The 8,121-nt window shown below is 67.3% G+C and carries 10 protein-coding genes; 5 read left to right on the top strand and 5 right to left on the bottom strand.

From position 1 onward, the window contains the following. A partial coding sequence (locus VKG81_RS02085; protein ID WP_324389234.1) for an acyl-CoA dehydrogenase family protein occupies positions 1-274 on the top strand: 274 nt, incomplete at its 5' end. Between the two features lie 7 nt (positions 275-281). After that, entirely contained in the window at positions 282-428 is a 147-nt protein-coding gene (locus VKG81_RS02080; RefSeq protein WP_324389232.1) for a hypothetical protein, read from the top strand. Positions 429-449: 21 nt separating this feature from the next. Here VKG81_RS02080 and VKG81_RS02075 read toward each other — a convergent pair whose 3' ends face one another. Continuing rightward, on the bottom strand, positions 450-1,784 hold the full coding sequence (locus VKG81_RS02075) for a maltokinase N-terminal cap-like domain-containing protein (RefSeq protein WP_324389230.1): 1,335 nt from the start codon (positions 1,782-1,784) through the stop codon (positions 450-452). Next, positions 1,781-3,565 (bottom strand): maltose alpha-D-glucosyltransferase, encoded by a 1,785-nt coding sequence (gene treS, locus VKG81_RS02070; protein ID WP_324389228.1) that lies wholly within the window; start codon positions 3,563-3,565, stop codon positions 1,781-1,783. Before treS ends, VKG81_RS02075 begins: the two co-directional genes overlap by 4 nt. 252 nt (positions 3,566-3,817) lie before the next feature. Between treS and VKG81_RS02065 the strand changes: the two genes are divergently transcribed. Continuing rightward, positions 3,818-5,614, top strand: coding sequence for an acyl-CoA dehydrogenase (locus tag VKG81_RS02065; protein ID WP_324389226.1), 1,797 nt, complete (start codon positions 3,818-3,820; stop codon positions 5,612-5,614). Here VKG81_RS02065 and VKG81_RS02060 read toward each other — a convergent pair. Together VKG81_RS02060 and VKG81_RS02055 are read right to left on the bottom strand one after the other, a co-directional pair. Further along, complete coding sequence (locus VKG81_RS02060) at positions 5,611-6,039, bottom strand: type II toxin-antitoxin system Rv0910 family toxin (RefSeq protein ID WP_324389224.1); 429 nt, start codon at positions 6,037-6,039, stop codon at positions 5,611-5,613. The genes VKG81_RS02065 and VKG81_RS02060 overlap by 4 nt on opposite strands. Further along, complete coding sequence (locus tag VKG81_RS02055; protein WP_324389223.1) at positions 6,039-6,287, bottom strand: hypothetical protein; 249 nt, start codon at positions 6,285-6,287, stop codon at positions 6,039-6,041. The genes VKG81_RS02060 and VKG81_RS02055 overlap by 1 nt, the downstream gene beginning before the upstream one ends. A 132-nt stretch (positions 6,288-6,419) precedes the next feature. Here VKG81_RS02055 and VKG81_RS02050 point away from each other — a divergent pair, with 132 nt between their 5' ends. Both VKG81_RS02050 and VKG81_RS02045 read left to right on the top strand, forming a co-directional pair. Further along, positions 6,420-7,274, top strand: a complete 855-nt coding sequence (locus VKG81_RS02050; RefSeq protein ID WP_324389221.1) for a HugZ family protein — start codon at positions 6,420-6,422, stop codon at positions 7,272-7,274. Then, on the top strand, positions 7,264-7,719 hold the full coding sequence (locus VKG81_RS02045; RefSeq protein ID WP_324389219.1) for an ester cyclase: 456 nt from the start codon (positions 7,264-7,266) through the stop codon (positions 7,717-7,719). Before VKG81_RS02050 ends, VKG81_RS02045 begins: the two co-directional genes overlap by 11 nt. Positions 7,720-7,771: 52 nt before the next feature. Here VKG81_RS02045 and VKG81_RS02040 read toward each other — a convergent pair. Then, positions 7,772-8,121 (bottom strand): MmcQ/YjbR family DNA-binding protein (locus tag VKG81_RS02040; protein ID WP_324389217.1); only part of this gene is annotated, 350 nt, incomplete at its 5' end.

The following is an 8,121-nucleotide window of genomic DNA, read 5'->3' as shown; positions in this document are numbered from 1 at the left end:
GCGCAGCATGAACATGTACGCCGCGATGTCGATCGCCGACGGCAACCTCGACCCGCTGATCGCGTCGCGGGCCAAGCTGCGAATCGGCCAGGCCGCGCGGCACATCGGCCAGGAGGCGGTCCAGCTGCACGGCGGCATCGGAGTGACCGCCGAGTATCCCGTTGGGCACTACCTGGCCAGGCTGACCGCGATCGAGCAGACGCTCGGCGCCTCGGACGACCACCTGCACGTGCTGATCGACCGGCTCGGCGACTACGACGTGGTGACGCTCTGAGGGATCCGTGACCGAGCTCTCGCCTGAGGTCGTCCACTTCCTGATGGTGGGCACCCGCACCGGGATGCTGGGTTACCTCGGAGGCGTGGTCCGGCCCGTCGTGCGCGTCCGGCCCGGGAAGGTCATCGCGGCGTTCGACATCGCGGAGGGATGACCGGCGCGGTCACCAACGTGGTCAGGACGGCTGGCCCACGAGCCGCGCGATGGAACGCAGCGGGATCGGCAGCCAGGCCGGCCGGTGCCGTGACTCGTAGCCCGCTTCGTACACCGCCTTGTCGAGCTCGTATGCGGCCAGCAGGTCTGCCGAGTCCCGCGGATCGCTGCCGGCGACAGACGCGTAACCGTCGCAGAACGCCGCGCAGTTACGGTCCACCCATTCACGCGCTCGGGCGGCCAGTTGCTTGCTCTGCTCGTCGGCGGTCTGGTTCACGAGCTGCTGGTAAGCGGCGTATTCGTACGAGCGCAGCATGCCGGCCACGTCGCGCAGCGCAGAGTCGGGCCGGCGGCGCTCGTTGAGCGGCTGACCCGGCTCACCCTCGAAGTCGATCAACAGCCACCGTTCCGGCGTGCGCAGCACCTGCCCCAGATGCAGGTCGCCGTGTACCCGCTGCACGGTGACCGTCTCGCCGGCCAGGTGGTTGAACCGCTTCTCGATCGCCGGCACGTACTGTTCCAGTTCCCGCACGGCCGCCGCGGTGGCCGACAGCCGGTTGAGCATCGCTTCGACCGGGAACCTGGCCGTCGATGAACCCAGCTCTTCGGCAAGCGCCGCGTGCACCGAGGCGACAGCCTCACCGAGCCGGTACGACTCCCCCGCGAAGTCGCCGCCGACCTCGTAGGCGTACAGGTCGCCCTCGGCGTACAGGTCGCGGGTGCTGGCGGTGGCCATGCCCCAGCCCTCGGCGGAGTTGGCCGCGTACGCGCTGACCATCCCCAGCGGGCACGGCTCATCCTCACCGTGGGCCGCGGTTTCATACGAGCCCAGCAGCCGGGCCACGTGCGGGTTGCCGGCCCGGCCCAGCACCCGGTTCAGCTCGATGTCGGGGCTGATGCCGCAACTGACCCGGCGGAAGACCTTGAAGATCGCCTCCTGCTCGAACACCACGCTGGTGTTGCTCTGCTCGGAGTCGAACACCCGCGGAGCGGCATGCAGCGGCAGTGTGACGTCCGGTTCCTTGGTGAACGTCACCTCACCGTGGACGGCTGAGGAGTCGATCAGCGAGAGCAGGAACTGGGCGGCGGACGGGTCGTACACCGCGTCGTAGCCGGTGCGGTCGTCGTCGCTGCCGATCGTCGCGACGTTGCTGTACTCCGAGATCGGCGCCGAATCCCACCGCACGATCACCTGGTATCGCTCTGCGGACCCGTCGGTGTAGCCGACGTCGACCAGGACGAGGTCCAGGTCGTCGCGAAGCGCGACGACCTGGCCCGCTGTGGCGGAGGACAGCTCCCTGTTGCGGCCGGCGTACCAGCGCTGCCGCGGGAGCCACTCCGAGAACGGCAGGTTCATGGCTGCTCCTCGGACTCACGAAGCTGGAACCAGTAGAACCCGTGGCCCGGCAGGGTCAGCAGGTAGGGCAGGTGACCGATGCGCGGGAACTCCACGTACCCGGTCAACTCGACCGGTGTGTACCCACTCCAGTGCTGCAGATAAAGCTCGATCGGCTGGGGGAACCGCGACAGGTTGTTGACGCACAGCACGATGTCGCCGTCCTCTTCTCGCAGGTAGGCCAGCACCGACGGGTTCGAGCCGTCAAGCTCACGGAACGTCCCTGCGGCGAAGGCCGGGTGCCGGCGCCGGACCGCCAGCATCGTTCGGGTCCAGTTCAGCAGCGACGTCGAGGTGTCGATCTGCGCCTCGACGTTCACCGAGTGGTACCCGTAGATCGGGTCCTGGTTCGGCGGCAGATACAGCCGGCCCGGGTTCGCGGTGGAGAAGCCGGCGTTGCGGTCCGGGGTCCACTGCATGGGGGTACGCACGCCGTCGCGGTCGCCCAGCCAGATGATGTCGCCCATCCCGATCTCGTCGCCGTAGTAGATCACAGGCGAGCCGGGCAGCGACAGCAGCAACGCGGTGAACAGCTCGATCTGGTTGCGGTCGTTCTCCAGCAAGGGTGCGAGCCGCCGGCGGATCCCCACGTTGGCCTTCATGCGCGGGTCCTTGGCGTACTCGGCGTACATGTAGTCGCGCTCTTCGTCGGTGACCATCTCGAGCGTGAGCTCGTCGTGGTTGCGCAGGAAGATGCCCCACTGGGCCGTGTCGGGGATCGGCGGTGTCTTGGCCATGATCTCGGCGATCGGGATGCGCGACTCGCGGCGGACCGCCATGAAGATGCGCGGCATCAGCGGGAAGTGGAACGCCATGTGGCACTCGTCGCCGCCGGTGTCCGGGTCGCCGAAGTACTCCACCACGTCAGCGGGCCACTGGTTGGCCTCGGCCAGCAGCACGCGCCCGGAATATTCGTCGTCGACGACCTTGCGGCACCGCTTGAGGAACGCGTGCGTCTCGGGCAGGTTCTCGCAGTTGGTGCCCTCCCGCTCGAACAGGTACGGCACCGCGTCGAGCCGGAACCCGTCGATGCCCAGGTCGAGCCAGAACCTCAGCACGTCCAGCATCGCCTCCTGCACGGCAGGGTTGTCGTAGTTCAGGTCGGGCTGATGCGCGAAGAAGCGATGCCAGTAGAACTGGCGGCGCACCGGGTCGAACGTCCAGTTGGACTCCTCGGTGTCGACGAAGATCACGCGCGCGTCGGCGTACTTGTCGCTGGTGTCGCTCCACACGTAGAAGTCGCCGTACGGTCCATCGGGGTCGCGGCGCGACTCCTGGAACCACGGATGCGATTCGGAGGTGTGGTTCATCACCAGGTCGGTGATCACTCGGATGCCGCGCCGGTGGGCCGCGTCGAGCAGGGCGACGAAGTCCTCCACCGTGCCGAAATCGGGCAACACCTTGTAGAAGTCGCGAATGTCGTAACCCCCGTCGCGCAGCGGTGAGTCGTAGAACGGCGGCAGCCAGAGGCAGTCCACACCCAGCCACTGCAGGTAATCGAGTTTTTCGGTGAGCCCGCGCAGATCGCCGAAGCCGTCGGCGCTGGCGTCGTAGAAAGCCCGCACCAGCACCTCGTAGAACACCGCGCGCTTGAACCAGGTCCGATCGGCGGGCAGTGCCCTGGCCTGACCGAAGTCTCCGGCGGTCGGATGCTCGACGACCCCGGCTTCGACATGGCTGCCGGACGAGGGGTCGTGCGGATCGTGTTCGGGGGCCTTGGCGGGGTCGCGTCTCGAGTCCATCAGAGGTTCACCTACCCCACCGCGCAGTACCTGAATCGACCACCGAGTGCGAGGTTTCCAACAGCCGCGCCGATTGGCAAGTTTGGCGCCGGGCGTCAGGTCGCGCCGCGGCGGCGCCCGGCGGGCGGCAGCCCGGGAATCAGCGCGACGAGCCGGATGACGAGCATGATCTTCTCCAGGCGCACTACTAACGTCATGCCTGGGTGACGCCTCAGCGTCGGCGGATGTGACACGGTCGTCGGAAGGAACACGATGAAATCCAACCTCCTCTCCCGGCGTGATCTGGACTTTCTGCTCTTCGAGTGGTTGCGGGTCGACGAGCTGACCAAGCGTGAACGGTTCGCCGAGCATTCACGGGAGACGTTCGCCGGGGTGCTCGACCTCTGCGAACAGGTCGCGACCCGGTACTTCGCACCGCACAACAAGAAGGGCGACGCCGACGAGCCGAGCTTCGACGGAACAACAGTGACGCTGATCCCGGAAGTCAAACAGGCTTGGGATGCGTTCGCCCGGTCCGACCTGATCAGCATGAGCATGGATCAGGCCCTGGGCGGCGCGCAGTTGCCCGCCACCGTCGCCGCGGCCGGCATGGCATGGTTCTCAGCCGCGAATATCAGCACGTCCGGCTACTTCATGCTGACCGCGGCCAACGCGAACCTGCTGGTGGAGTACGGGTCCGCCGACCAGATCGAGGCGTTCGTCAAACCGATGCTGGCCGGCCGGTTCTCCGGAACGATGTGCCTATCGGAGACGCAGGCCGGGTCGTCGCTGGCCGACATCCTCACCCGCGCCGAACCGCACGAGGACGGCTCCTACCGACTCTTCGGGTCCAAGATGTGGATCTCGGGCGGCGACCACGAACTGACCGAGAACATCGTGCATTTGGTGCTGGCCAGGATCCCTGGCGCTCCGCCGGGCACGAAGGGAATCTCGCTGTTCATCGTGCCCAAGTACCTCGTCGACGCCGACGGCGCGATCGCTGAGCGCAATGACGTGGTGCTGGCCGGGCTCAATCACAAGATGGGTTTCCGCGGGATCACCAATACGGTGCTGAACTTCGGGGAGGGCGCCTTCCGGCCCGGCGGTGCGGCGGGAGCGGTCGGCTACCTGGTCGGCGAGCCACACCGCGGCATCAGCTACATGTTCCACATGATGAACGAGGCCCGGCTGGGCGTCGGGATGGGCGCGGTGGCGCTCGGTTACACCGGGTACCTCAAGTCGCTTCAATACGCGCGTGAGCGGCCGCAGGGCCGGCCCGTCACCGCCAAGGACCTGTCCTCGCCGCAGGTCCCGATCATCGAGCATCCAGATGTCAGGCGAATGCTGCTGGCGCAGAAGTCATATGTCGAAGGGGCGATGGCGCTCGGGTTGTACTGCGCGAGGCTTGTCGACCTCACCCACAGCGCGGAGTCGGGGGACGAACGGGACTCCGCGACGCTGCTGCTCGACATCCTGACGCCCGTCGCGAAAAGCTGGCCGTCGCAGTGGTGCCTGCACGCCAACGACCTCGCGATCCAGGTGCACGGCGGCTACGGATACACCCGGGAATACGACGTCGAACAGCACTACCGGGATAACCGGCTGAACCCGATCCACGAGGGAACACACGGCATCCAGAGCCTGGATCTGCTGGGCCGCAAGATTGTTCAACGAAACGGCGCGAGCCTGGCCGCGCTGGGCACCGCGGTCGAGCGGACCGTGGCCGAAGCGACCGCGGCCGGCGGTGACCTTGCGGGATTGGCGGCGCAGCTGGACTCGTCCTGGCAGCGCCTGACCTCGGTCACCGCGGGCATGTTCGGTTCCGGCGACATCGACGCCGCGATGGCCAACAGCGTGATCTACCTGGAGGCTTTCGGCCACCTCGTGATCGCCTGGATCTGGCTGGAGCAGCTTGTCGCCGCACACGGACAGCGCGGCGACTTCTATGACGGCAAGCGGCAGGCCGGTCGTTTCTTCTTCCGTTACGAGCTGCCGAAGACGGCACCTCAGCTCGATCTGCTGGAAAGCCTCGACCGCACGACGCTGCAGATGCGCGACAGCTGGTTTTAACTCAGCGCCGCCAGGTTCCGCGCGGACTTGCGCACGTCGGACTGCAGGACATGGGCGACCAGCTTTCCGACCGGCCCGCTCAGCAGCGGGCCCGACAGGTCGGCGACGAGATGAAAGGTCGAGCCGGGGCGGCCCTCGGTGATGGTCAATGTCAGCTCGATCCGGACTCCGCCGCGGCCGGTGCCGTTCAACTGCAGGCGCTTCGGTGGTTCGTGGTCCGTCACCTCCCAGTGGATCACGTTGCGGAAGCCTTTGACCCTGATGCACGACGACACCCGGGTGCCCTTTTCGATGGCCGACGGCACCCCGCTGCGCCAGCCGCCGAAGATCGTCAGCCAGTCACCGATGCGGTGCAGGTCCGACGCCAACTTCCAGGCCTGCTCAGGACTCAGGTCGGACGAGACCGACACGTCTACCCGGGCCATCAGCCGCCCATCTCGGATACCGCGGTGTCCAGGTCAGCGGCCACCTCCACCAGCTCACGCTCGGACAACGCCGTGCGCCCGACCCGATCGGCGAGCTCCGCGTGCGTGACGACCTGCAACGCACCCAGATATTGCGGGGACTCCAGCTCTGCCGATGAAACGACCGCGGTGTGACCCTCCACCACTACCAGGACCGCATCGGCGTCGGCGGCCAGCAAATCTCGAACGTCGTCGGCGGAGATGATCATGGCCGGCCTCTTCCTGTGCGTGCCGTCAATCGGTCCATCAATATTGTCGCTCAGCTCGGCTCGCGCCCAGCTCGAGCTATGTATGCCCCCTCGCGCGAGTTCCTATGCCGGCGCGGCTGGTTTACTCGTGCCATGACGGTTCCCGGCCGGGCGGCGCCCCGTGATCACGGCGACCCGGGCGACGCCCCCTCCGTCCCACCGCCACTGACCCCGGTGGCCGGCACCGCTCGGCCGTCGGCCGCCGAGGAGGCACGGACCATCGTCGCGTCGACCAGCACGGGGACGCTTGCGAGCCTGACCGGCGATGGCGATCCGTGGGCGTCGCTCGTCACCTACGGGCTGCTGGACGGCGCGCCGGTACTGTGCGTGTCGCACATGGCCGAGCACGGCCGAAACCTTGCCGCCGACCCGCGCGCGAGCATCGCGATCGTCGGGCCCACCACCGATCCTGATCCTCTCGCCGGCAGCCGGGTCACCCTTGCCGGCGTGGTCGAGCGGCCCACCGGGCCGCACCTCGGCGCCGCCAGAGAAGCGCACCTCGCCGCGGTACCCGCGGCGAAGTACTACATCGACTACAGCGACTTCGCGCTTTGGGTCCTTCGCGTGCACCGCGTGCGCTGGGTCGGCGGCTACGGGCGGATGGATTCGGCCACCGGCGAGGCATACACCGCGGCACAACCCGATCCGATCCGGCCACACGCGGCCGGGGCCGTCGCGCACCTGAACGCCGATCATTCCGAGTCGCTGCGGTTGCTGGCGCAGGCCTTCGGCGGCTACCCGGACACCACCGTCGCCACCTGCACCGGCGTGGATCGTTACGGTCTCGACCTGCGGGTCGGCACGGCACGGGGCGTGGCCTACACCCGGGTCGGATTCCAGACGGCGATCAATCGGATCGACGAACTTCGTTCGGCCACAGTCCGACTTGTGCGGCAAGCGCGCAGCGCTCCCGAAGGACCCGCGAAGGAGAAGCCCGATGGTCAGTGACGACCTGCGGCTTCGCCGCCTCGACATCGTCAGGGAGCACATGGACACGGAGGTGACCAAGGAGTTCGATCGGACGCTGGCCACGTTCAACGGGCATCCCCACTACGAGATCGTCGCCACCGGGCAAGTCTTCGACGGCGACGACGAGGTGATGGGCTACTACCGCGCCACCAGGGCCGCGTTTCCCGACCAGCGCCACGATAATGTCCGGTACCACGTGGCCGATGACGCCGTCATCGTCGAATTCGACCTTCTCGGAACAAATCTCGGCGAGTTCTACGGGCTGCCGCCCACCGGCAGGGCATTCCGGGTGCCGATCATCGCGGTGTTCTTCTTCGAAGCCGACCGGATAGTCAACGAACGGATCTACTTCGACACCGCAAGCCTGCTGACCCAGATCGGACGCACCGAACTCCTGGCCCTGGCCGGGGCGGGTGATCAATGAGGCAGGAACCCGACCGTGCGCAGCGCGCCGGACGCGAATGGGCACGCCCTTCCTACCGGTCGGGTTGATCGATCCCCTGCCGGGCCAGCCAGGCGGCGCCGCGACGTTTCGACGCCCGCGACAACCACGCGTCTTGGATCAGCTCCGCCAGCTCGGTCTTGCCGATGCGGGCCAGCTCCGCCTCCCGCACGAGCACCGACAGATGGCCGTTGAAATGGTCCGTGGTGAAAAACGGCGTGTGCGGATCCTGCACCAGCGCCCGCTTGTCGGCCTCCGACTCGACCCAGATGATGATCACGTCGGTGTACGGTTCGCCGCTCACCGGGTCTTTCGCGTCGGGGCGCGGGTTGCGGAAGAACACGAACGACTTGCCGCCGACCTGGTAGACGGCGTTGCCCCTGG

The sequence above is a fragment of the Mycobacterium sp. genome (assembly GCF_035314905.1).
GTDB lineage: Bacteria > Actinomycetota > Actinomycetes > Mycobacteriales > Mycobacteriaceae > Mycobacterium.
The sequence above is the reverse complement of the archived record's forward strand: the minus strand, read 5'-3'. Positions and strand labels throughout refer to the sequence as shown.

Coding starts and splice junctions, on each gene's coding strand:
- VKG81_RS02075 (WP_324389230.1), bottom strand. CDS start 1,784: ATGAACCTGCCGTTCTCGGAGTGGCTCCCGCGGCAGCGCTGGTACGCC.
- VKG81_RS02050 (WP_324389221.1), top strand. CDS start 6,420: ATGACGGTTCCCGGCCGGGCGGCGCCCCGTGATCACGGCGACCCGGGC.
- treS (WP_324389228.1), bottom strand. CDS start 3,565: ATGGACTCGAGACGCGACCCCGCCAAGGCCCCCGAACACGATCCGCAC.
- VKG81_RS02055 (WP_324389223.1), bottom strand. CDS start 6,287: ATGATCATCTCCGCCGACGACGTTCGAGATTTGCTGGCCGCCGACGCC.
- VKG81_RS02060 (WP_324389224.1), bottom strand. CDS start 6,039: ATGGCCCGGGTAGACGTGTCGGTCTCGTCCGACCTGAGTCCTGAGCAG.
- VKG81_RS02045 (WP_324389219.1), top strand. CDS start 7,264: ATGGTCAGTGACGACCTGCGGCTTCGCCGCCTCGACATCGTCAGGGAG.
- VKG81_RS02065 (WP_324389226.1), top strand. CDS start 3,818: ATGAAATCCAACCTCCTCTCCCGGCGTGATCTGGACTTTCTGCTCTTC.